The sequence below is a fragment of the Cellulomonas cellasea genome (assembly GCF_006538745.1).
GTDB classification, from domain to species: Bacteria; Actinomycetota; Actinomycetes; order Actinomycetales; family Cellulomonadaceae; genus Cellulomonas_A; species Cellulomonas_A cellasea.
In genome coordinates, this window is sequence record NZ_BJLR01000011.1 from 18,519 (window position 1) to 40,235 (window position 21,717).

Annotated in this window: 15 protein-coding genes and 1 pseudogene; 8 read left to right on the forward strand and 8 right to left on the reverse strand. The window is 75.6% G+C overall.

All coding sequences use genetic code 11. The features are described 5' to 3' along the window. The first annotated feature begins 204 nt into the window (after positions 1–204). Positions 205–618, forward strand: coding sequence for a hypothetical protein (locus tag CCE01nite_RS05175; protein ID WP_034633674.1), 414 nt, complete (start codon positions 205–207; stop codon positions 616–618). Between the two features lie 181 nt (positions 619–799). Further along, positions 800–1,990 (forward strand): PP2C family protein-serine/threonine phosphatase, encoded by a 1,191-nt coding sequence (locus tag CCE01nite_RS05180; RefSeq protein ID WP_034633672.1) that lies wholly within the window; start codon positions 800–802, stop codon positions 1,988–1,990. Between the two features lie 97 nt (positions 1,991–2,087). Here CCE01nite_RS05180 and CCE01nite_RS05185 read toward each other — a convergent pair whose 3' ends face one another. From CCE01nite_RS05185 to CCE01nite_RS05215, 7 genes and pseudogenes are all read right to left on the reverse strand, one after another. Then, the gene (locus CCE01nite_RS05185; RefSeq protein WP_052104372.1) at positions 2,088–4,592 is read right to left on the reverse strand and encodes a putative bifunctional diguanylate cyclase/phosphodiesterase; all 2,505 of its coding nucleotides are present in this window, start codon (positions 4,590–4,592) and stop codon (positions 2,088–2,090) included. 211 nt (positions 4,593–4,803) lie between these two features. Next, entirely contained in the window at positions 4,804–7,983 is a 3,180-nt protein-coding gene (locus CCE01nite_RS05190; RefSeq protein ID WP_141372053.1) for an AAA family ATPase, read from the reverse strand. After that, positions 7,983–9,212: an exonuclease SbcCD subunit D gene (locus CCE01nite_RS05195; RefSeq protein ID WP_034631968.1), complete on the reverse strand. Its 1,230-nt coding sequence runs from the start codon at positions 9,210–9,212 to the stop codon at positions 7,983–7,985. Before CCE01nite_RS05195 ends, CCE01nite_RS05190 begins: the two co-directional genes overlap by 1 nt. 165 nt (positions 9,213–9,377) lie before the next feature. Further along, on the reverse strand, positions 9,378–9,740 hold the full coding sequence (locus CCE01nite_RS05200) for an STAS domain-containing protein (RefSeq protein WP_034631966.1): 363 nt from the start codon (positions 9,738–9,740) through the stop codon (positions 9,378–9,380). A gap of 263 nt (positions 9,741–10,003) precedes the next feature. Then, positions 10,004–11,761 (reverse strand): glycoside hydrolase family 43 protein, encoded by a 1,758-nt coding sequence (locus CCE01nite_RS05205; RefSeq protein ID WP_084142799.1) that lies wholly within the window; start codon positions 11,759–11,761, stop codon positions 10,004–10,006. 120 nt (positions 11,762–11,881) lie between these two features. Continuing rightward, positions 11,882–12,846: pseudogene (locus CCE01nite_RS22590) on the reverse strand (PP2C family protein-serine/threonine phosphatase). 557 nt (positions 12,847–13,403) lie between these two features. Continuing rightward, complete coding sequence (locus CCE01nite_RS05215) at positions 13,404–13,925, reverse strand: aminoacyl-tRNA deacylase (RefSeq protein WP_034631963.1); 522 nt, start codon at positions 13,923–13,925, stop codon at positions 13,404–13,406. Between the two features lie 155 nt (positions 13,926–14,080). Here CCE01nite_RS05215 and CCE01nite_RS05220 point away from each other — a divergent pair, with 155 nt between their 5' ends. After that, on the forward strand, positions 14,081–14,635 hold the full coding sequence (locus CCE01nite_RS05220) for an RNA polymerase sigma factor (protein ID WP_034631961.1): 555 nt from the start codon (positions 14,081–14,083) through the stop codon (positions 14,633–14,635). After that, the gene (locus CCE01nite_RS05225) at positions 14,632–16,041 is read left to right on the forward strand and encodes a PQQ-binding-like beta-propeller repeat protein (RefSeq protein WP_034631959.1); all 1,410 of its coding nucleotides are present in this window, start codon (positions 14,632–14,634) and stop codon (positions 16,039–16,041) included. The genes CCE01nite_RS05220 and CCE01nite_RS05225 overlap by 4 nt, the downstream gene beginning before the upstream one ends. A 34-nt stretch (positions 16,042–16,075) precedes the next feature. Here the strand turns inward: CCE01nite_RS05225 and CCE01nite_RS05230 are convergent, their stop codons facing one another. Further along, positions 16,076–17,236, reverse strand: coding sequence for a glycoside hydrolase family 26 protein (locus tag CCE01nite_RS05230; protein WP_052104269.1), 1,161 nt, complete (start codon positions 17,234–17,236; stop codon positions 16,076–16,078). Positions 17,237–17,471: 235 nt separating this feature from the next. Between CCE01nite_RS05230 and CCE01nite_RS05235 the strand changes: the two genes are divergently transcribed. The 4 genes from CCE01nite_RS05235 to CCE01nite_RS05250 all read left to right on the forward strand — a co-directional run bounded on the left by CCE01nite_RS05235 (position 17,472) and on the right by CCE01nite_RS05250 (position 21,625). Continuing rightward, positions 17,472–18,035, forward strand: coding sequence for a SigE family RNA polymerase sigma factor (locus CCE01nite_RS05235; RefSeq protein ID WP_084142800.1), 564 nt, complete (start codon positions 17,472–17,474; stop codon positions 18,033–18,035). Continuing rightward, a complete protein-coding gene (locus CCE01nite_RS05240; protein WP_034631957.1) occupies positions 18,032–19,519 on the forward strand; it encodes an outer membrane protein assembly factor BamB family protein in 1,488 nt (495 codons plus the stop codon). The genes CCE01nite_RS05235 and CCE01nite_RS05240 overlap by 4 nt, the downstream gene beginning before the upstream one ends. Positions 19,520–19,634: 115 nt before the next feature. Continuing rightward, entirely contained in the window at positions 19,635–20,186 is a 552-nt protein-coding gene (locus CCE01nite_RS05245; RefSeq protein WP_034631954.1) for an RNA polymerase sigma factor, read from the forward strand. Beyond that, positions 20,183–21,625 (forward strand): outer membrane protein assembly factor BamB family protein, encoded by a 1,443-nt coding sequence (locus CCE01nite_RS05250; protein WP_034631950.1) that lies wholly within the window; start codon positions 20,183–20,185, stop codon positions 21,623–21,625. The genes CCE01nite_RS05245 and CCE01nite_RS05250 overlap by 4 nt, the downstream gene beginning before the upstream one ends. Positions 21,626–21,717 lie beyond the last annotated feature (92 nt).

Consider the following 21,717-nt stretch of genomic DNA (forward strand, 5'->3'; position numbering starts at 1 on the left):
GGTTGCCGTCTCCCATCGTGGCCCGGCGCGACGGGCGCGGCGATGGGGGAACCCCCTGGTCAGGCCCCTGGGCGCCCCTGGTCCCACCCCGAGCGGAGCCCGCGGCGGCGCTCGTCGACCCGTCGTCCGGGCCCCCCGAATTGCTGTGGCGCACGTCACATCATGCGCCTAGCCTGACGTCAGGCGCAGGGACGGGGGCCGACGATGATCTGGTCGTTGCTGGTGATCTTCCTCGGCCCCGCCGTGCTCTTCGGAGCCCTCATGGCGCTGTTCCCGACGCCCGACGAGCCCGCCCCCTGGCGCGTGCGCCTCGCGCGGTCGCTCGAGCGCGTCGCCGACCGCCTGCGCCGGCAGCAGCCGGGGCCGCCCGACCCGTTCGTCGCGCTGCGCCTGCAGACCCGGCTCGGCGTCGTCGCGGACCACGCGCGCGCGCTCGAGGGCGAGCCCCGGACGTTCGCCCTCGCCGAGCGCGTCATCGCGACCCAGCTCGCGTACGACCAGCTGCTCGCGGAGGCCTGCCGGCTCGCCGGCGTCGAGGTCCTGCAGCGCGCCCAGGGCGACCCGCAGGAGCGGTTCCGCGAGGAGGTCGAGCTCGCGGCACGCGGCTGGAGCTGGTGAGCCGGCCCTGCGGGACGGCCGCCGCCCGCGCGTCCGTCCCGGTTCGTCGTACGCGCTACCGCGATGTCGGCATTCTCACCCGGGCCGTTCGTCCCGGTTCGCCCTGTGGTGTCCCGGTCGCGCCGGCCGCCCGCCGCCCGCCCCGCTTACCCGCGGGCCGATCCCGGCTTACCGTCGGGTCATGACCGTGACACGCGCGCAGGAGGCGGAGGACACCCGCGTCGACGTCGTGCGCCGGCTCGGCGTGCTCGACACCCCGCGCGAGGAGCGGTTCGAGCGCGTCGTGCGCCTCGCGCAGAACCTGTTCGGCGTCGAGAAGGTCGCCGTCGCCCTCGTCGACCGCGACCGCGTCTTCCACAAGGCCGGCGTCGGCATCGCGGACCGCGAGCACCCGCGCGAGGCCTCGCTGTCCGCGCTCGCGATCGAGCACCCCGAGCTCCTCGTCGTCGAGGACGCGAGCCTCGACCCCCGGTACCGCGACAACCCGTACGTCACGGGCCCGATGGGCATCCGGTTCTTCGCGGGTCAGCCGCTGCACGGCCAGGCCGGGTACCGCGTCGGGACGCTGTGCCTCGCCGACTCCACGCCCCGCACGTTCACCGACGACGACGCCCGGCTCCTGCGCGACCTCGCGCTGTGGGTCGAGAAGGAGCTGCTCGTCACCGAGGAGCTCGAGCGTGCGTCCCAGGTCCAGGCCGGGCTCCTGCCGCGCAGCATGCCCGACCTCCCCGGCTACGAGGTCTCCGGGCGCTGCCTGCCCGCGCGCGCCGTCGGCGGGGACTTCTACGACTGGCACCCCGTGGCCGACGGCGTCGCGCTGACGCTCGCGGACGTCATGGGCAAGGGCGGCGGTGCGGCGATCATCGCGGCGACCGTGCGCGCGGTCCTGCGCAGCTCGGCGCGGCGCGGGGACGTCGCCGCGTCGCTCGCCGACGCCGAGGCCGCGCTCGAGGCCGACCTCCTGCGGACCGGCAGCTTCGTGACGGCGTTCCACGGGAAGATCGACCCCGCGGCCCACGTGCTGACGTACTCCGACGCCGGCCACGGGCTCACGCTGCTGCTGCGCGCCGACGGCACGACCGAGCGGCTCGCGTCGCAGGGCCCGCCGCTCGGGGCCGTCCCCGGCGTCGAGCGCGTCGCGGCGCGGGTCGCGCTCGAGCCCGGCGACCTCGTGCTGACCCTGAGCGACGGCGTGCTCGACGCGCTCGACACGCCCGGCGGGACGCTCGAGTCGCTCGCCGTCGTCGAGCGGGCGGTCCGCGGTGCGCCGTCCGCGCACGAGGCCGTCGCGCAGGTGCTCTGGGCGCTCGGCGCGAACGACCGGCCCGACGACCTGACGATCCTGGCGCTGCGGCGCGAGACGGTGGGCTGAGCCGGGCGGCAGGGAGCCGCCGGGCGGTCGCGAGCGGCCGGGCAGTCGCGAGCCGCCGGGCGGTCGCGAGCCGCCGGCCGGTCCGGAGCCGGGCGGCTCAGGCCGGTGCGGACCCGCTCGGAACGGCCGGGACCGGCACCGCGACCGGGAACGGCTGCTCGCTCGCCGCCGACGGGGCCCGCAGCAGCTCCTCGATCGGCATCGCACGGCTCCACCAGAACCCCTGCCCGGAGTCGCAGCCCATGTCGAGCAGCACGTCGACCTGCTCGCGCGTCTCGACGCCCTCCGCGACCGTCGCCATCCCCATGGCCTTCGCGAGACGCACGACCGACGCGACGATGGCCCGGTCGTCGGCGGTCTCGGCGATCCCGCGCGTGAAGCTCCGGTCGATCTTGACCTTGCCGACCGGGAAGCGCCGCAGGTAGGCGAGCGAGGAGTAACCCGTCCCGAAGTCGTCGAGCGCGATCGTGACCCCGAGGTCGCGCAGCGCGCGCAGCACCTCGATCGAGCGTGCGCTGTCCGCCATGAGGGCGCTCTCGGTGACCTCGAGCACGAGGCGCGGGTACGTCAGGCCGGACTGCTCGACGCAGTCGCGCACGAGGTCCACGAGGGCGGGGTCGCCCGCGTCGTGCGCCGAGAGGTTGACCGCGACCCGGCCCCGCGGCGGCAGGACCCCCGCGTCGAACGCCCGCGCGCCGTCGAGGCACGCGCGCCGCAGCGCCCACCGGGTGAGGTCGCCGACGAACCCGCCCTCCTCGGCCACCGGGACGAACTGCTCGGGCGGGATCCAGCCGCGCACCGGGTGCCGCCACCGCGCGAGCGCCTCGACCGACACGAGCCGGCCCGTGCGGAGCGCGATGATCGGCTGGTAGTGCAGCTCGAGCTCGTCGCGCGCGAGGGCCTCGCGCAGGTCCGCCCCGAGCGCGAGGCGCCCCTCGACCGCCGTCGCCATGCTCGCGTCGAACAGCTGGACCCGGCCCCGGCCGCGCGCTTTTGCCGCGTACATCGCGGCGTCCGCGTGCCGCAGCAGCGTCTCGGCGTCCCCGGGCCCGGCCGCGACCCCCAGCGACGCCGACACGTAGACGCGCTGGCCGTCGAGCACGATCGGGCTGTCGAGCGCGCGCAGCAGCTTCGCCGCGAGGCCCGTGGCCGTCGCCGCGTCGGTGTCCTCGCACAGCACCACGAACTCGTCCCCGCCGAACCGTGCGACGAGGTCGCCGGGACGCACCGCCGCCTGCAGCCGCTCCGCGACGAGCACGAGCAGCCGGTCGCCCGCGAGGTGCCCCGAGCCGTCGTTGACGACCTTGAACTGGTCGAGGTCGAGGAACATCACGGCGACCGGGTGCGCGCTCCCCGTCGACGCGAGCGCGCGCTCGACCCGGCTCATCAGGACCGCCCGGTTCGGCAGGCCCGTGAGCCCGTCGTGCCGGGCCTGGTGCTCGAGGGCCCGCTGCATCTCGTGCCGCTCGGTCGTGTCCCGGCCGATCACCGAGATCCCGACGGGGCGTCCCGCGTCGAGCACCGGGGACACCGAGAGCGCGACGTGGCCCGTCGAGCCGTCGCGGCGCCGGACCGTCGACTCGACGTCGCTGATCCGCTCCCCCGCACCGACGGTCGCGAGCACGTCCGGGCACACCGCGCCGTCGACGCCCGCGAGCAGCAGCTCGATGCCCTGCCCGACCGCCTCGTCCCGCGACCGGTCGTAGAGCCGCGCCGCCGCCCGGTTCCAGCTCACGATCGTGCCGTCGAGCGAGGCGCCCACGATCGCGTCGGCGCTCGACTCGACGAGCTGCCGGTAGCGCTCCGCACCCGCCTCGAGCGCGTGCTGCTGCCGCTCGACCTCGTCGACGAGGTCCTGCTTCGGTGCGAAGAACAGCTCCTGCAGGCGCAGCGGCTCCTCCCGGCCCTCGGCGAGGCGACGCCGGAACGTCACGACGAACAGCACGAGCGGCACCGTGTACGCGAGCGCGAGCGCGAGCTTCGCCTGCACGCCGGTCGCGATCAGCGTCCCGAGCACCGGCGACGTGGGCCACGCGAGCACCGGGAACAGCACGCCGTCGAGGCACAGCACCCCCACGAACAGCACCACGTACAGCGCGGCGAGCCGGGCCAGGCCGTGCACGCGCGTCTTCGCCGCCTCGAACAGCACGACGAGCAGGACCAGCTCCGAGACGATCAGCAGCCCGCCGACGAGCACGAGCTGGATCGACACCGAGAAGACCTCGGGCGCAGTGCCGAACGGGTTGGCCGCCTCACGGCTGCGCAGCGCGGCGCCGGCGAGCGCGAACGTCGCGAGCTTGAACGCGTTGACCGCGATGACGACCTTGATGACGTTGCGGACCACGCGGGCGTCCCGGCCGACGAGCACGAGCATGAACACCGTGAGCATCAGCGCGCCGTAGAGCACGCTGCCCGCGCTCAGCGTCACGCCCTCACGCACGTCGATGGCGTAGACCGCCCCGAAGAACCCCCCGAGCACGAGCACCACGGCGATGTACACGTAGAACAGGACGAGGCGGGCGGGGCGCGCGAAGAACGCGAAGACGAAGGGGAACGTGGCGTACAGGAGGACCTGCGACGCGAGCAGAGCGCTCGACGACATCGACACCTCCCCGTGTGGCTCAAGCGTGGCACGGATGCGCGCCGCGGGGGCGTCGGGGCGCGGACGTCACCCGCCCGGCGGGGCAGTGCACCGGGGCGCGGACGGGCAGGGACCGGCGGGCGCAGGTGGACAGGTACGGACGGCCGGGTGCGGACGAACGAGTGCGGACGGGCAGGCGCGGACGGGCAGGTCCGCCCCGGTCGCGACCCGGTCAGCCCGCGCGGACCGCGAGCGTGCTCGACCCGTCCGGCAGGTGGCGGACCTCGATCCGGTCGGCGATCGACTGCTTGAGCGTCTCGACGTGCGACACGACCCCGATCACGCGACCGCCGGCGCGCAGCCGGCCGAGCTCGGCGAGCACGACGTCGAGCGTGTGCGGGTCGAGCGACCCGAAGCCCTCGTCGACGAACAGCGTCCCGAGGTCCATGCCGCCGGCCTCGGCGGTCACGACGTCGGCCATGCCGAGCGCGAGGCACAGCGACACGTAGAACGTCTCGCCGCCGGAGAGGGTCCGCGGGTCGCGCTCGATGCCGGTCGAGTGGTCGACGACCCGCATCGACAGCCCGGTCCGGCGCGTGCGCACGTCCTCGCGCTCGTCGCTGCGCACGAGCTCGTAGCGTCCGTCCGACATGAGCAGGAGGCGGTCGTTCGCGGCGGCGACGACGTCCTCGAACCGCCGGACCAGCACGTACGTCGCGAGCGTGAGGGCGCGCGCGTTGTCCGAGCCGCTCGCGGTCGCGAGGTTCGCCATGCGGAGCACGGGCCCGGAGTCGGCGTGCGCGCGGGCCAGCGCGGCGACGGTGGACTCGACCTGGGCGAGCGCCGAGCCGGCGAGCGCGGCCTGCTGCTCCGCGACGGCCGCCGCGCCGGCCGCGGCCGAGGCGGTCGACCGGCACCCGTCGCACGCGGCGCGCGCGTCGTCGAGCTCGCGCTGCGCCTCCGGGGCGGCCGCCGCGTCCTCGGGCAGCCCCGCGAGCTCGGGGGACGCGAGCGCCTCGCGCACCCGCAGCACGGCGGCTTCGTGCCGCTGGATCCGGGCGTCGAGCGCGGCGAGCTCGTCGGCGCGCAGGAGCGCGGAGCGCACGTCGTCGGTGTCGAGGAAGCCCTGCTCGGTCACGGCGTCGGCGAGCTCGGCGCGCCGACGGCCGAGGTCGGCACGGGCCTGGGCGACGGCCGTGAGCGCGTCGAGCACCGTCGTCGCGGCCTCGACGCGCACGAGCAGGGCCGCGCGGCGGGCGGCGACGGTCGGGTGGTCGCCGCGGGCGTCGAGCACCTCGCGCTCGTCGCGGGCGACCTCGTGCTCCCGGGCCGTGAGGCGCTCGGCCTCCGACGCGCACAGCGTCGCGAGCTCGGCGCGGGCGGTGCGGGCGCGCTCGGTCTCCTCGTCGTGCGCGACGAGCGCGGCCTCGGCCCGCTCGAGCGCGGCGACGCCGCCGTGCGCCATCGTCACGAGCAGGCGCGCCTCGTCGAGCCGGTCCTGCGCCTCGGCGGGCGTGAGGTCGCCTGCCTGCTCGCGCAGCCCCGCAAGGCGCTCGGTGAGCGTCGCGACGTCGGCCGCGCGCTCGTCGAGCACGCGGGTGGCCTCGACGCGGGCGTGCTCGGCGGCCTCGACCTCCTCGGCGCTCGCGTGGTCGGGGCTCAGCGCGGCCTTGGCGGGGTGCTCGGTCCCGCCGCACACGGGGCACGGGTCGTCGGCGGCGAGCGTCGAGGCGAGCTCCCCGGCGATCCCCGCGATCCGGGCGGCACGCACGGCGGCCTCGTGCTCGACGGCGGCGCGGGCGGCCTGCGCGGCCACGTCGCGGCGGCGCATGACCTGCTCGAGCTGGGTGCGGGTCCGCTCGCTCGTCACGACGGCGTTGAGCACCTGCTCGGCCGCGGCGAGCTGCGCGCGCCGGCCGGGGAGCTCGGCGACGAGCCCGCGCGCACCCTCGACGGCCGCGACGATCTCGGCGCGCTCGACCGGTCGGGTCGCGAGCTCCTCGGTGAGCCGCACGCGCTCGGCGCGGGACGCCGCGAGCGTGTTCCGCAGGTCCTCGACGGCGCGGCGCCGGTCGGGCAGCCCCGACTCGAGCTCCACAAGCCGCCCGAGCGTCGCGGCGAGGTCGGCGGCACGCGCCCGCTCCGACTCGAGCTCGTGGGTCAGCGCGGGTCCGGCGTGGCCGCGGGTGTCGTCCGCGTCGCCGGGGAGCGTCGCGGCGCGGTGACCGAGCAGCCCGAACGCCCGGGCGTGCTGCGGGACGAGGCCCTCGGGTGCGGCGTCGACCGCGGCGTGCACGGACTTCTCGGCGCTCGCGACCTCGGTGAGCGCGGCGTCGACACCCGCGAGGAGCGCCCGGACCACCGCCCCACGCCGGGCCCGGTCACGCCGGGCGAGATCCTCGGTGTGCTCGTCCGCGCGGGCGACGAGCGCGTCCTGCTCGGCGCGCAGCGCGGTGCGGCGCGTGAGCAGCCCGAGGGTCTGCTCGGCCGCGGTGACGCGCGCCTCGGCGGCCGTGAGCGCGCGGCGCGCGTCGGCGTCCCGCACCGACGCCTCGTGCGACCCGGCCTCGAGCCGCTCGGCGCACCGGCGGGCGGCGTCGGCCGTCTCGGGCGCCGCGTCCTCGGCGAGCGCGCGCAGCTCGTCGGCGCTCTCCCCGTCGAGCCCGGCCGCCCCGACGAAGTGCGCGGTCGCGGTGACGAGCCGGGCGCGGGCGTCGGCGGTCGCCCGCAGCGCGTCGCGACGCAGCTCCTCGAGCCGGCGCTGCAGGCGCTCGTAGACCTCGGTGCCGAAGATCTTCTGCAGCAGGCCCCGCCGGTGCTCGGGGTCGGCGCGCAGGAAGCTCGCGAACTCGCCCTGCGGCAGCACGATGGTCTGCACGAACTGCGCGCGGTCGAGGCCGACGATCCGCTGGAGCTCGGCGCCGGCCTCGTCGAGCCGGGTCGAGACGATCTCGCCCTCGGCCGGCTCGCCGTCCCGCGCACTGCCGGTCCCTGCGCCGCCCGTCCCCGCGCCGCCCGCCGCGCCGTCCGTCTCCGCCGGGCTCTCGGCGGGCAGGCGCCACAGCTTCACCGTCGCCTGCTGGCGCGCGGTGCCCGTGCCGCGCTTCTTCGGGCGGTCGTACGCCGGTGTGCGACGCACGCGGAAGACCCCCGCGGACGTCTCGAACACGAGGTCGACGACGCTCTCGTCGTCGGGCCCGGCGAAGCCCGAGCGCAGCCGGTCCTCGCTCGTCGCGGCCGACGCGACCTTGCCGTACAGCGCGAAGACGATCGCGTCGATCAGCGTCGACTTGCCTGCGCCGGTGGGGCCCTCGAGCAGGAACAGCCCGGACGCGCCGAGCTGCGCGAAGTCGACCGTGAACCGCCCGGCGAACGGGCCGATCGCCTGGAGCGTGAGCGTGCGCAGGTACATCAGGCGCTCCTGTCCAGCGCCACGACGTCCTCGTAGGCGCGCCGCAGCACGGTGTGCTCGGCGTCGGTCGGCTCCGCGCCGCACACGTGCGCGACGAACTCCGCGGCGACCTCGAGCGGGTCGTGCGCCGCGGTGACCTGCGTCGCCCCGGGCGCCGCGCCGGTGCGCTCGGGCGGCCGGTGCTGGATCACGAGCGCGTGCGGGAACCGCTCGCGCACGCGGCGGAACAGGTCGGGCGGGCGGTGCGCGTCCGTGACGGTCACGCGCAGCCAGTCCTCGGTGTGCGCCGCGCCGGCCGGGCCGAGCAGCTCGTCGAGCGGGCCGGCGATCTCCGCGAGGCGGCGCGGCACCGGCGCGGGGAGGAGCGTGACGACCGGCGCGCCGCCGCCGCGGGGCAGCTCGACGAGCGTCGTGGACTTGGCCTGGTGGAGCTCGGAGAACGAGTACGCGAGCGGCGAGCCGGAGTAGCGCAGCAGCGTCGCCGGGCGGTCGCCGTGCGCACCGCCGGCCTCGCCGGGCGCACCGGCCCCCGGGCGTCCGGAGCCGACGACCTGCGGGCCGTGCAGGTGCCCGAGCGCGACGTAGTCGACCCCCGCGAAGACCCCCGCGGGCACGTGGTCGACGCCGCCGACGCGGATGTCGCGCTCCGAGTCGCTCGGCTCCCCGCCGATCACGAACGCGTGCGCCATGACCACCGAGCGCGGCGCGGACCGTCCCGCGGCGGCGGCCTCGGCGGTCCGGCGGGCGAGGTCGGCGCGCACGAGCGCGGTCGCGGCCGTCATGACCGACTCGTGCGAGCGCGCGGGCGCGTCGAGCCGGCGGCGCACGACGTCGGGGTCGAGGTACGGCAACGCGTACACGAGCGCGTCGCCGTCCTCCGACGGGAGCACCACGGGCGTCGCGAGGTCCCCGACCTGCGCACGGACCCGGACCCGCTCGCGCATGAGCTCGGCGCCGAAGCCGAGCCGGGCGGCGGAGTCGTGGTTGCCGGGGGTCAGGACGACGGTCGTGTGCTCCGCGAGGCGCGCGAGCGTCGCGGAGAGCAGCTGGACGGCCTCGACGGGCGGGATCGCGCGGTCGTAGACGTCCCCGGCAACGAGCACCGCGTCGACCGGGTCGGTGCGCACGAGGTCGACGAGGTGCTCGAGGTAGGCCGCCTGGTGGTCGAGCAGGTCGACGCCGTGCAGGGTGCGGCCCAGGTGCCAGTCGGAGGTGTGCAGGAGCCGCATGCCTCGAAACTAACCGACACCACCGACGCGACCCGCCCGGGCCGCGCGGGTGCGGTCAGCCCGTCGCGGCAGCGGTGCTGGGGGTGGCCGGGCGCCTGTCCCGCGCAGCAGGTCCGCGGCAGGCCGGGCGTGCGCCGCCAGCGCTCAAGCCCGCGCGGCGGAGGCTCAGGACGCCGCCGGGCGGTCGGCCGGGGCGACGTGCTCGAGGACGATCGCCTCGCCCATGCCGATCATCTCGAGCAGCTCCAGGACCGCGCGGTTCGGGTCGCGCAGCGTCACGGCCTGGCCCGACTCGGCCGCCGCGAGGTGCAGCTGGAGGATGAACGCGAGCCCCGACGAGTCGATGAAGCGCACGTCGGTCGCGTCGACGACGACGGGGTCGGTCGTCGCGAGCGCGAGGGCCATGGAGGCGCTCGCCTGGTCGCGGAGCCCGCCGTCGACCTCTCCCCACATCCGGACGCAGGTACGTCCGCCGGAGCTCACCACGTCGATCCCGCCCGTGGCCTCGGCCTGCTCGATCAGCCCCATCGCTCCTCGGTTCCTGCTCGTCAGCGCACGTCCGCGGGGCGGCGTCCGCCGTCCCGTTCCCCCTGTGCGTTCTCGGGGGAGAACGCGCCGGGCCCGTCCTCGGTTCCGGAGGACATGCCCATGACGTGACCACGACGATACCCACCAGCGCCGACACCACCACCGGGGGGAGCGGAATCACCCCGAGGCGTGACCGACGGCCGCCGGGGAGGTGGGTCCTCCCCGACGGCCGTCGGCCGTGCTCGCCCGGGGGCGACGACGCGCTACGACCGGGGCTGCGGGCGCACCGTGAGCGTCGCCGGGTGAGTCGTCGCGGTCTCCCCCGCACCGGTGAACACCGCGCGGTAGCGCGTCCCGGTGAGCCCCGGGCGGGCGGTGAGGGTCAGCGTGCTCGTCACGCCCTCGGCCGTCGCCGTCGTCTCGACGTCCGCGTACGCCACGGCCGTCCAGGAGCGTCCGCCGTTGCGCGAGACCTCCCACCGCACGGACGGCGTCGGGGTGCCGGTCGCGGCCGCGGTGAACGACGCGGTCGCGTCCTTGGGCACCGTGACCGGGCGCGGGTGGAGCGTGACGACCGGGGGCGCCGGCACGGTGACCGTGAGGGTCGCCGCCTCGCTCGTCGCGGTGCCGTGCGCGTTGTGCAGCACCGCACGCCACGACCGGCCGTCGTCGGCCGCGGTCACGGCGTCGAGCACGAGCGTCGACGTGCCGTCGGCCGCGGTCACGGGCTGCGCCTCGACCGCCGTCCACGTCGCGCCGCCGTCGGCCGACGTCTCCCAGACCGCGACCGGGCGCGGGGTCCCCGTGCCGGCGACGGTCAGCTCGACGCGCTCGCCGGGTGCGACGGCGACGTCCCGCGGCTGCGTGGTGACCGCGGGGAGCTCGACGGTCTGGTCGAACGTCGGCCAGCCGTCGACCCACGCGATCTTCTGGATCCCGAGCGTCGGGAAGAACGGGAGCTGCTCGTTCGACGCGTCGTAGTAGTGGAACGCGAGGTAGCCGTCGGCGACGGACTGCCCACCCGGCCCGACGACCGCCCCGTGCGCGTCGAGCACGACCGAGCCGCCGCCGCCGAACATGTCGCGGCCCTCCTTGTCGAGATACGGGCCGGTGACGTCCGTGGCGCGGCCCACGGCGACCTTGTAGGTGCTGTCGCCGCCCTGGCAGCAGCGGTCGAACGACACGAACAGGTAGTAGTACCCGTCGTGGGCGTAGATGTACGGCGCCTCGATGGGGTTGCCGGGCATGAAGCGGTCCGCGATGTTCACGGCCGTCTCGCGCCAGTTCTCGACCGGCTTGCCGCTCGGCCACTCGAGCTCCACGAGCCAGATGCCGTACCAGAACGACCCGATGGCCATCCACGGCGTGCCGTCGGCGCCCTCGACGATGCCGGCGTCGATCGCGTTGAACGTCGCGCCGTTCGGGAGCCCGACGACGGGGCTGGACACGACCTCGCCCTGGTCGACCCACGCGTAGCCCGGGTCGGTCGGGTCGAGCGTGGTGTTGGTCGCGAGCGCGGTGAGCGACGTGTTCGTGCCGAAGACCGACGCCGAGTAGTAGAGGTAGTAGGTGCCCTCGTGCTCGTAGACCTCGGGCGCCCAGAGGTTGTCCAGCCCGGGCAGGCGCTCGTCGAGCCACGCGGGGATCTCCGGCCAGATCGTGCCGGAGTACTCCCACGTGGTGCCCGCGTCGTGCGACGTGGCGATCTGGATCGTGCCGCCGTTCTCGCGGTCGATCCGGCCCGTCGAGAAGACGTACCAGGTGTCGCCCTCGATCACGAGCGCGGGGTCGTGGATCGGGGACGTCTGCCCGACGACGGTCTTGCCGCCCGTCGGGTCCTCAGCGAGCGCTGCCGGGAGGTCGGGGCCGGCGAGGGCGGGGCCTGCGACGGCAGGCGGTGCCGCGGGGGCGGACGGCGTGCCGGCGAGGGCGGACGCGCCGACCGGTGCGGCGAGGGCGGCGGCGAGGAGGGCGGCGGTCGCTGCGGCGACCCGGGCGGACCTGCGGAGGTGACGCGTCACTGCGGATTCTCCCTTCGCGCTCTACAACGATGTAGAGCAACGTTGAAAAAGATATGGGACGTCCGGATCCGCGTCAATGGCCCCGACCTGCAGGCTCCCGACCGCCTGCGGCATGGGCGCTCAGGCGGGGGTGCCTGCGTGGGTGTGACGACCCCGGCCGTGCTCGGCGTGCCAGTCGAGCACGAGCAGCGTGGCGTCGTCGGTGAGCGCCTGGCCCGTCGCCTCGAGGACCCGGTCGGTGAGGTCGCGGGTGGCCTCGCGCGGGTGCAGGTGCCCGGTCGCGGCGATCAGCGCCGGCAGGTCGAGCTCCTCGGCGTTGCGCTCGAGCATCCCGTCGGTCACGAGGACCAGCCGGTCCCCGGGCGCAGCGGCACGTCCGTCGTGGCGTAGGTCGCCTCGGGGAACATCCCGAGCGGGAGGTGCGACGGCAGGTCCACGCTCTCCACGGCGCCGTCCCGCAGCAGGTACGGGAGCGCGTGGCCGGCGTTGACGAGCTCGAGCACCCCGGTCACCAGGTCGAGGCGGCCCAGCAGCCCGGTCGAGAACCCCTCGCTGGCGACCGTGGCCTGGTGGGCGCACAGAGCCGCGTTCGCGGCGTCGGCCTGCTCGAGCAGCGAGAGCCCGTGCCGTCGCGCGTTGCGGAGGGCGCCGACGCACAGGGTCGCCAGCAGGGCGCTCGCGACCCCGTGACCCATCGCGTCCGTCATCGACAGGTGCAGCACGTCGCGGGCCAGGCTGTAGTCGTAGGTGTCCCCGCCGACGGTCGCGGACGGCTCGAGCCACGCCGAGAGGGTGAACGACCCCGCCTCGCACGTGTACCCGAGCGGCAGCAGCCGGCGCTGGATCTCCGCGGACAACGAGTACGGCGTGCTGCGCTGCGCCCACTCGAACAGGTCCGTGTGCCGCCTGCTGGCCACGACGACGAATCCCAGCAGGTGCGCCGTCCTCGTGATCTGCGCGACCTGCGCGGCGTCCGGCTCCGCCGGCAGGACGAGCTCGAGGAGCCCCAGGGCCTCACCCCGCTCGGTCACCGGCGCGAGCACGGTCCAGCTCTCGCCGGCCCCGCGGCCCCCTCCGGACCGCATCACCTGGACCGACTGGGTGCGCAGCGCCCGGGCTCCCGCGTCGCGGTCCAGCGGCTCGCTGACCGCCCGCTCCCCGCCGTCGCTGCGCGCGGCGTCGTCCTCGTCGGCGCCCTGGCCGGTGCCGGGATCGGCGGTGTCGACGCGCGTGAGGCGCACGAGCGCACGACCGGACAGGTCGGCGATCAGGAAGGTCACCGACCGGGCACCCAGCCCCGCCGCCAGCGCGCGGGTCGCGGCCTCGACCGCCTGCACCGGGGAGGCGTCCTCCACCGCGTCGAGCACGCCGTCGAGCGCCACGCGCGGATCCCGGTGGTCGTTCACCTCGCGAGCATAGGGGCGACGGCCGGCGAGCCGAGCCGCACGGTCACGCCCGGCCGGGCACCGGCACGCCTGCGGTCCGGGGGGTCTGACGCACCCTGTCCTCGGCTCGCCGTCCCGCCGGCTCCGGGTCCGGGTCCGCGGGCCGCGGAGACGTGGGCGTGCTCACGTCCTGGAGCGCGCGTTGACCAGCGGGCTGCGCCGTCGACCTTGGGACGGGCACGCCCGCGACGACTCCCTCAGCGCGGCGGCTCGGGGTCCGTCACGTCGGCGACGGTCGCGCCGAGGGCGAGCACGAGGTCGTCGCCGTCGACGGTCGCGGAGACGCCGTGCGCCCCGCCACCGATCGACGCGGGCCGGCCGGCGACGCGCTCGTCCGCGACGACCGGCCACGCGTGCGTCGACCCGAACGGCGTGATCGTCCCGCGCTCGTACCCGGTGACCGCGAGCGCCGTCGCCGCGTCGGGCATCGACATGCGGGTCACGCCCAGCAGCGCGCGGAGCTTGGGCCAGGAGATCGCGCGGTCCCCGGGCACGAGCACGAACAGGTAGTCGTCCTCCGCGCGGCGCACGACGAGCGTCTTGACGATGCCCGCTGGGTCGATGCCCCGGACCTGCGCCGCCTCCGCGAGCGAGCGGACCATGCCGTGGCGGACCACGCGGTACGCGATCCCGGCGGCGTCGAGCGCAGCCGTCGCCCGCTGCTCGCCGGGTGTGCGGGACTCCTCCGGTGCGGTCTCGGGCTGCGGGTCCTGTGCCATCCGTCGAGCGTACGGCGGACCGGCAGAGCGGGGTGGCGGACTCGGCCCCGACGACCCGCACACCCGCGGGGCGCCCCCGCACCCCAACGTTCCGGGCACCTGACTCGTTGAGGCTGTGTGAGCCCACGACGCACCGCCCGGACGAGGAGACCCGCGTGAACCGCTGGCAGGACGTCCTCGCGGAGGTGGTCCAGGAGCGCCGCCCCGCGCTCGTCGGGTACGCGTACCTGTTCACCGCGGACCGCTCGCGCGCCGAGGACCTCGTGCACGACGCGCTCGTGCGCACCGCCGGCCGCCCCCGGACCCTGACCGACGTGCACACCGCCGAGGGGTACGTGCGCCAGGCCATCCGGACGCTGTACCTCGACTCGGCGCGGCGGCAGACGTCGTGGCGGGCGAAGCTGCACCTGCTCGCGGACGCCGACGACGCCCCCTCCCCCGAGCGCGCGGTCACGGCCGGGCTCGACGTGCGGGCCGCGCTCGCGGACCTGTCACCGCGGGAGCGCGCGTGCGTGGTGCTGCGCCACGTCGACGACCTCACGGTCGCCGACGTCGCCGCCGAGCTGAACCTCAGCACCGGCGCGGTGAAGCGCTACCTCTTCGACGGCACCGCGAAGCTCCGGACCGCGCTCGGACCGGACGCTGTCGACGAGGCACCGGCCGCCACGACCTCCCTGACGATCAGCCCCATCGGAAGGACCGCCCGATGAGCCCCCTGAGCGACCTGCTCACCGACCTCGCGCGCAGCGAGACGCACGTCGCCGCGGTGACGCACGACGGCCCCGCCGAACTGCGCGCGGTCCTCACCGAGGCCCGCAGTGCCGGACGACGGCGACTCGCGGTGACGTTCACCGCGTCGGCGGCCGCGGTCGCGCTCGCCGTGACCGCCTCGGCTCTGCTGCCCGAGCCCAGCACACCGGTGCCCGCCGGGCCCGACGGCACCTCGAGCGCCGCGCCGACGCCGTCACCGATCCCGGCGGCGACCGCTCCGGGCCTGACCCGGGGACAGGTGGCGCCGCACCCGCATGAGCCCTCGATCGCCTGGACGACGTCCTCGGTGGACCTCGTGCCCGGGTCGGACCCGGCGAACCCGCCCCGCATCCCGTGGATGGGCGACTCCCCGCACATCGGCCGGGTCGCCTTCGGCGCGGGGGACACGACAGCGCTCGTGCTCGGCGACGGCATCGGCCCCGCCCACGTCGTCGGGGTGGACGCCGCCTCGGGCGTCCGCCGCTGGTCGAGGGACCTCGTCGAGGAGCGGGACCAGACCGGGACGCACGTGTGCGGTGGCGTCGACAGCGCGGGACGGCTCGTGTGCGTCGGGTCCACACCCGGGGCCGGCGCGGTGCTCCAGGTGGTGGACCTCGCGGACGGCAGGGTGACCCGCGAGGTGGCGACGGGCTTCGCGGTCTACTCCCTCGTGGTGGCAGGCGACGTCGCGGTCCTGCGCGGGTTCGACGGCGCGGGTGTCGAGCAGGTGTCGGGGATCTCGACGGGCACCGGAGAGCAGCTGTGGGCCGAGGTCGGGAATGCTCCGGTCACCCACACGTCGACCGTCTCGGTCGAGGTCGACGGTGGCTACGCGCTGATCGGGAACGACGGCGATCCCCGTGCGCTCGACGTGCGCACCGGCGAGGAGGTCACGGACGCCCTCGGGCTCCGCCTCGGCCGGATCCTCGACGTGTGGGTCGCGCGGCCCGGCACCGGCGTGCGGCTCGTGCAGGACGATGCGGGGACCGTCGTCGTCCACGACGCCCAGGGCGGGGCCCCGCTGTGGGAGCTCACAGCAGGCACGCCGGTGGCGATCGTCCCGGGCACGGTGCTGCGGGTCAACGGCAGCGCGGTCTTCGCGCACGACGAGCGCACCGGAGCGATCCGGTGGTCCGTGGCGGACAGCAACGGTGGCAGTCTGGTCGAGGTCGTGGCCTTCGACGGGCAGCGGGTCGTGCTCGGGCACCAGGACACCGACCGCCGGTACACGATGCTGAGCGCCGTCGACACGTCGACCGGTCAGACGACCTGGACCCTCCCGGTCGATGCGCTCGACGTCGTGCTCGCCGGCGACCGGATCCTGCTCGAGCACGACGGCGGACGCCTCACGGCGTTGATGCCCTGACCCGCCGCAACCCCCGGCGCCCGGTGCGATCAGGTCAGCGGTACAGCGCCGCCCCGAACGCCGCCGCGGACTCCGGCGAGCTCGCGATGCGCCAGTCGGTCTCCTTGTTCTCGTCGAACCAGATGACCCCGAGCAGGCCCTGACCCGCCGACCAGGTGATCAGGTCGTCGACCCACGCCGCCTTCGAGCCGCCGAGCTCGCTCGACGCGGTCTCGGTCACGAGCAGCGGCTTCGACGGCGCGAGCACGCGCAGCTCGGCGAACGTCTGCTCGAACACCTGCCGGCCCGAGACCCACGTGCCCCACGAGACCGAGGTGCCCCAGTTGTAGCCGTCGACCCCGAGGACGTCGACGTACGCGTCGCCGGGGTACAGCGACGTGAGCGGGGTCGAGCCGGGGTAGACGACGTTGGGCGCCCAGACCCACTGCACGTCGTCGGCCCCGCGTGCGGCGAACACGTCGTGCACGTGCCGCCACGCGTCGACGTAGTCGGCGGAAGAGTTGCCGTTGACCCCGGCGGACCAGGGGTACCAGTCGCCGTTCATCTCGTGCGCGAACCGCAGCATCACCGGGCGGTCCCAGGCCGCGAGCGCGTCGGCCCACTGCACGAGGTACGGGTCGAAGTCACCGGCCGTGAGGCGGTCGAGCGCGTACGCGGGCTGGTTCACGCCGTCGGTCCACACCCACGGCTCCCACGTCACGACGGGGACGGCGCCGGCGTCGGTGACCGCCTGGAGCTTCGCGACGTCGGGCGCCTCGCCGAAGCCGGTGTACCACTCGAGGTAGGCGGGCACGTGCCGCAGGACCGCCGTGGTGTCCGCGAGCCGCTGCTGGTCGACGGGACCCCACGGGACGGTGACCCCGATCGGGACGGACCACGTCGGGCTCGGGGCGGGGGTGGGCGTGGGGGTCGGCGTCGGCGTGGGGGTCGGGGTGGGCGTCGGCGTCGGCTTCACCTTCCCACCCTGCACCTTGGTCGACGTGCCGGACGTCGTGGACGACGTCGACCACGTCCCCGACGTCGTGCGGCTCGCGGCGAGCCCGACGCGGTCGTCGAGCGGGACACGCAGCGTCGGGTCGGACGCCGCGGGCGACGCGGGCTCCGGGACGGCGTCGGCGCGCGGGCCGTGCGGCGTGGCACTCAGCGCGAGCCCGACGACGAGCGTGGCAGCGGCAGCAAGACGGAGGAGCGGCATGGGTGTCCTTGCGCGTGGCGGTGCGGTGTCGACCTCCTTGATCGGCGCCTCGCACCGCCCGCGTAGCGGTCCGGCCGTGCGGAGCCCGGACGGCGCAGTCCCTTTGTCGTGGTGCGTCCGCAGGTGTCACCCTCCCGGTGACCGCACGGCCCGGCCCGCCCAACGTTCTGCGTCCGGCGCGCGTTGAGCGCAGCAGACGACGGGCCGGAGACGGCCGGAGGAGGTGCGGTACCCCGTGGCTGACTGGCAGGCGGTGCTCGAGGAGGTGGTCCGCGAGCGTCATCCGGCGCTCGTGGGGTACGCGTGCCTCTTCACGACGGACCGCCCCGCGGCGGAGGACCTCGTGCAGGACGCGCTCGTGCGGACCTTCTCTCGGCCGCGCACGCTGACCGACCGGCACACCGCCGAGGGGTACGTGCGCGAGGTCATCCGCACGACGTTCCTCGACCAGCTCCGCAAGAAGCGCACGTGGACGTCGCGGGCGCACCTGTTCGTGCAGCCCGAGGCCGCCGCCGACACCCCGGACCGGTCTGCGGCCGCCGCGGTCGACGTGCAGAGCGCGCTCAACGCCCTTCCGGCGCGCGAGCGGGCCTGCGTCGTCCTGCGGTTCTTCGACGACCTGCCCGTGGCGGACGTCGCGCAGGCGCTCGGCATCAGCCAGGGCGCGGTCAAGCGCTACCTGTCCGACGGCACCGCGAAGCTCCGCCTCTCGCTCGACGTGACGGTCCGGCTCGACGAGCCCGGGACCACCTCCGTCGCCGTCCACCCCGTCACCCGGACCGGAAGGAGCCAGTCGTGAGCCGCGACCTGACCGACGTCCTGCACGCCTTCGTCGACGACCAGGCCCGCGCGTCCGCCGCGCAGGGACCGGACCTCGCCCAGCGCGCCCGGACGGTCGCCGCGCTCGCCCGGCGTCGGCGCACCCAGCGCGTCGGCGGGCTCGCTGCCGCGTCCGTGGCGCTGCTCGCCGTGGGGGCCGTGGCCGCGAGCGCGCTGACCGGGCCCGAGCCGCAGCCGGCGGTGCCGGAGCCGTCGGCGACGGCGAGCGCGTCGCCGAGCCCGAGCGCGACGACCACGCCGGCTCCCTCGCCGCCTCCGCCGGCTGGCCTCGTCACACCCGGGATCCCCGACCGCACCGCGCCGTGGGTCCGCGGGTGGGTCGACTCGCTGGAGCTCTCGCCGACCCCTCTCTGGACCGTCTCCGCGGTCGACATCGTGGTCGACTGGACCGAGGACTTCCCGCCGGCCTTCGGCCACATCTCGCGGGGCGCGGTGCGGCCCGGGGCGCAGGTCGTCGACGCGGGCGAGACGCTCGTCGCGATGGTGGCCGACATCGACCTGTTCCGCCGGGAGCTCGTGGGGCTCGACGCGGCGACCGGCGCGGTGCGCTGGGCCAAGGGCGAGGAGCACCCTCGGCCGACCTTCTGGTGCGCCGGCGTGAGCCCGGACGCGCTGGTGGTCTGCGTCGGCAGCTCCGGCACGGCGTCGCCGATGGAGCTCCAGCTCCTGGAACCTGCGTCGGGCGAGGTCGTCCGCGCGTACCCACTCGACCACGGCGCCGACGCGTTCGGCCTGGTCGGGTCGATCGCGGTGCTGCACGGCAGCGCCAGCAGCGACGGCACCGACGTGGTCTGGACAGGGGTCGATGTGCGGACGGGCGAGGTCGTCTGGTCGCACGTCGCGCCGGACCGTGGAGAGCCGTACGAGATCACCGGTGACCCGGTGACGGCCACCGTCGGGTCGTGGCCCTTCGTGAGGCTCGAGGGGTACTTCTACACCGTCGTGATCGACGTCCGGACCGGAGAGGAGATCGCCTCCCCGGTCGACCCGATGTCCAGCGGCTACCTCGACGTCTGGGCACCGAACGATCCCGAGGAGGTCCCCGTGCTCGACCCGTGGGCGCGCGACGAGAGCGGCGCGCCCGTGCTCGGCATCCGGGACCGGCTCCGGGCACTCGATCCAGATGACGGCACCGTCCTCTGGGAGACCGAGGCGCCGGACCTCATGTCGCGTGCGGTGGTGGGCGACGTACTGGTCGCGAGCGACGACGAGAGCACCACGCTCGGGCTCGACGTGATGACCGGACGCGTGCTGTGGACCGCACCCGTCACCGGAGAAGGCGTCGCCACGGACGGTGAGCTGCTGCTCCTGTCGAGCGGGGTGGTGCTGCGTCTCGCGGACGGGGCCGTGGTCCGGGACGGTGACGGGACGGGATGGCCCCCGCTCGGGCGGAGCGGACGCCTGGCCGCGGTGGGAGAGACGCTGACCCTCTACGGCTGGTGAGGTCCGGCGGCGCCCCACCCCAACTTCCTCGCCCCGGCGCGCGTTGTGGGGGGTGAGGGCGCACGGAGCGGTCACCACCCGGTGAACGCACGGCGCGACGACAGGAGGGGCGGCCGTGCCGGAGTGGCAGGACGTGCTCGAGGAGGTGGTCCGTGACCGCCGGAGCTCGCTGGTCGGCTACGCCGCGCTGTTCACGCTCGACCGGCCGCTCGCCGAGGACCTGGTGCACGACGCGCTCGTCCGGACGTTCGCGAAGCCCCGCGACCTGACGGACGTGCACACTGCCGAGGGATACGTGCGCCAGGTCATCCGGACGACGTTCCTCGACCACGCACGCAAGCAGCGCACGTGGCGGTCCAAGGCGCACCTGTTCGCGGTGCCCGACGACGCCCGGTCCCCCGAGCACGCGACGACGGCCGTGCTCGACGTCCGGGCGGCGCTCGCGACGCTGGCACCGCGCGAGCGGGCGTGCGCCGTCCTGCGCTACTTCGACGACCTGCCGGGCGCCGAGATCGCGCATGAGCTCGGGCTGAGCCCTGGCGCGGTCAAGCGTTACCTGTCCGACGCGACCGCGCGCCTGCGAGTGCTCCTGGGACCCGACGCGCTGCCGCCAGACGCCGACCTCGACACGATCCCCGTGACCCGCACCGGACGGAGCCAGGCATGAGCCCGAACCTGCGCGACCTCCTGCACGAGCTCGCCGACCACGAGGCCGCCGGCGCCGCCGCGACCGCCCCCGACACCCGGACCGAGGTGCGTCACGTCATGACCGACATCCGCACCCGCCGTACCCACCGCCTCGCCGTGGTCGGGGCCGTCGCCGTGACCGTCCTGGCGGTCGGCGCCGCGACGGCGACCGCGCTGACGCCCTCGCCGCGTGTGCCCGCAGTCGACCCGACGCTCAGCCCCACCCCGACCGCCGCCCCCGCGACGACACCGTCGCCGTCCTCCACCCCCGCGGCCACGCGCGCTCCGCAGTCCCAGCTCGGCCTGGTCGCGCCGCTGCCCACCGCGCCGCGCGAGCTGTGGACCGTGCGCACGGCCGACCTCGGGACGGGGTGGTCCGCCGAGGCGGAGGGCGCGCCGTACCTCGGCAGCATCTCGGCGTGGCCGCAGGGGTACGGCTACCACGCGGCGGCCGCGGGCGACACCTGGGTGGTCGCGCTCGGCGACGAGAACCTCGACGAGCGGCTCGTGGGGATCGACGCGCGGACCGGTGAGCATCTGTGGGACCTCCCCACGTACGCGGAGGAGACCGATGCGGCGCTGCTGTGCGCAGGCACCGCCGGCGACGGCTCCCTGGTGTGCCTGTCCGCGACGGACACCTCGGCGCGCCTCCTGCTGCTCGACCCGGGCACCGGGACGACAGTGCGCGAGCTGCCGCTCGACGTCGTGCCGTACTCGATCGGGCTCGACGGCGACCTGGCCGTCGTGCACGGCGCCGACCTCGACGCGGGCTCGGCGTTCTGGCAGGGCGTCTCGACCGTCACGGGCGAGGTGGCCTGGTCGCACGTGGAGCCGGGGCTGACGGCCGACCTGCCGGAAGGGCTGGACTGGGAGTCGGACACCCGGGTGCACGCGGGGGTGGCGCGGCTGGTCGGGGCCGGGTACGACGTCGACGTCGACGTGCGCACCGGGGCGCTCCTGTCCTCGACGGGGCACGAGCCGCTCGTCGTGGACGTCGACGGCCGGGTCGGCACGCTGACCTTCCGGATCGCGGACGCGGGCGACGGCGGCACGCGGCTGAGCGCCTCGTCGGGCGACGCCGGCCCCGAGCTGTGGGCCTACGAGGGGCCGGGGGCGTCCGTCGTCGGTGTCGTCGGCGACGGTGTCGTCGTGAGCGGCACGGAGTCGTTCGCGCTGCTCGACGCCACGACCGGCCGGGTGCGCTGGTCGAGCCCAGCGCGGACCCTCGTCGCGTTCGACGGGACGCGGCTCGTCACCACGCGGAACGAGGGCGCCGACCGGGTGCTCGAGGCCCTCGACGTCGCCGACGGGACGGCGTCGTGGTCGGTGCCGATCGGCGCGCGTGTGCCCGTGCGGGTGGGCGACGCGCTGCTCCTCACCGACTTCTGGCAGGGCACCCTCACGGCGCTCGCAGGCTGACGGCCCGGGACCCGAGCGGAATCAGCGCGCGTCCACCCCGCAGCAACGGGGAGAATGGTCCGTCGTGAGCACTGCGCGCGAGGAACGACCGG

What these genes read in the sequence shown, in the direction of transcription:
- CCE01nite_RS05175 (WP_034633674.1), top strand. Translation starts at nt 205, where the DNA reads ATGATCTGGTCGTTGCTGGTGATCTTCCTCGGCCCCGCCGTGCTCTTC.
- CCE01nite_RS05180 (WP_034633672.1), top strand. Translation starts at nt 800, where the DNA reads ATGACCGTGACACGCGCGCAGGAGGCGGAGGACACCCGCGTCGACGTC.
- CCE01nite_RS05185 (WP_052104372.1), bottom strand. Translation starts at nt 4,592, where the DNA reads ATGTCGTCGAGCGCTCTGCTCGCGTCGCAGGTCCTCCTGTACGCCACG.
- CCE01nite_RS05190 (WP_141372053.1), bottom strand. Translation starts at nt 7,983, where the DNA reads ATGTACCTGCGCACGCTCACGCTCCAGGCGATCGGCCCGTTCGCCGGG.
- CCE01nite_RS05195 (WP_034631968.1), bottom strand. Translation starts at nt 9,212, where the DNA reads ATGCGGCTCCTGCACACCTCCGACTGGCACCTGGGCCGCACCCTGCAC.
- CCE01nite_RS05200 (WP_034631966.1), bottom strand. Translation starts at nt 9,740, where the DNA reads ATGGGGCTGATCGAGCAGGCCGAGGCCACGGGCGGGATCGACGTGGTG.
- CCE01nite_RS05215 (WP_034631963.1), bottom strand. Translation starts at nt 13,925, where the DNA reads ATGGCACAGGACCCGCAGCCCGAGACCGCACCGGAGGAGTCCCGCACA.
- CCE01nite_RS05225 (WP_034631959.1), top strand. Translation starts at nt 14,632, where the DNA reads ATGAGCCCCCTGAGCGACCTGCTCACCGACCTCGCGCGCAGCGAGACG.
- CCE01nite_RS05230 (WP_052104269.1), bottom strand. Translation starts at nt 17,236, where the DNA reads ATGCCGCTCCTCCGTCTTGCTGCCGCTGCCACGCTCGTCGTCGGGCTC.
- CCE01nite_RS05250 (WP_034631950.1), top strand. Translation starts at nt 20,183, where the DNA reads ATGAGCCCGAACCTGCGCGACCTCCTGCACGAGCTCGCCGACCACGAG.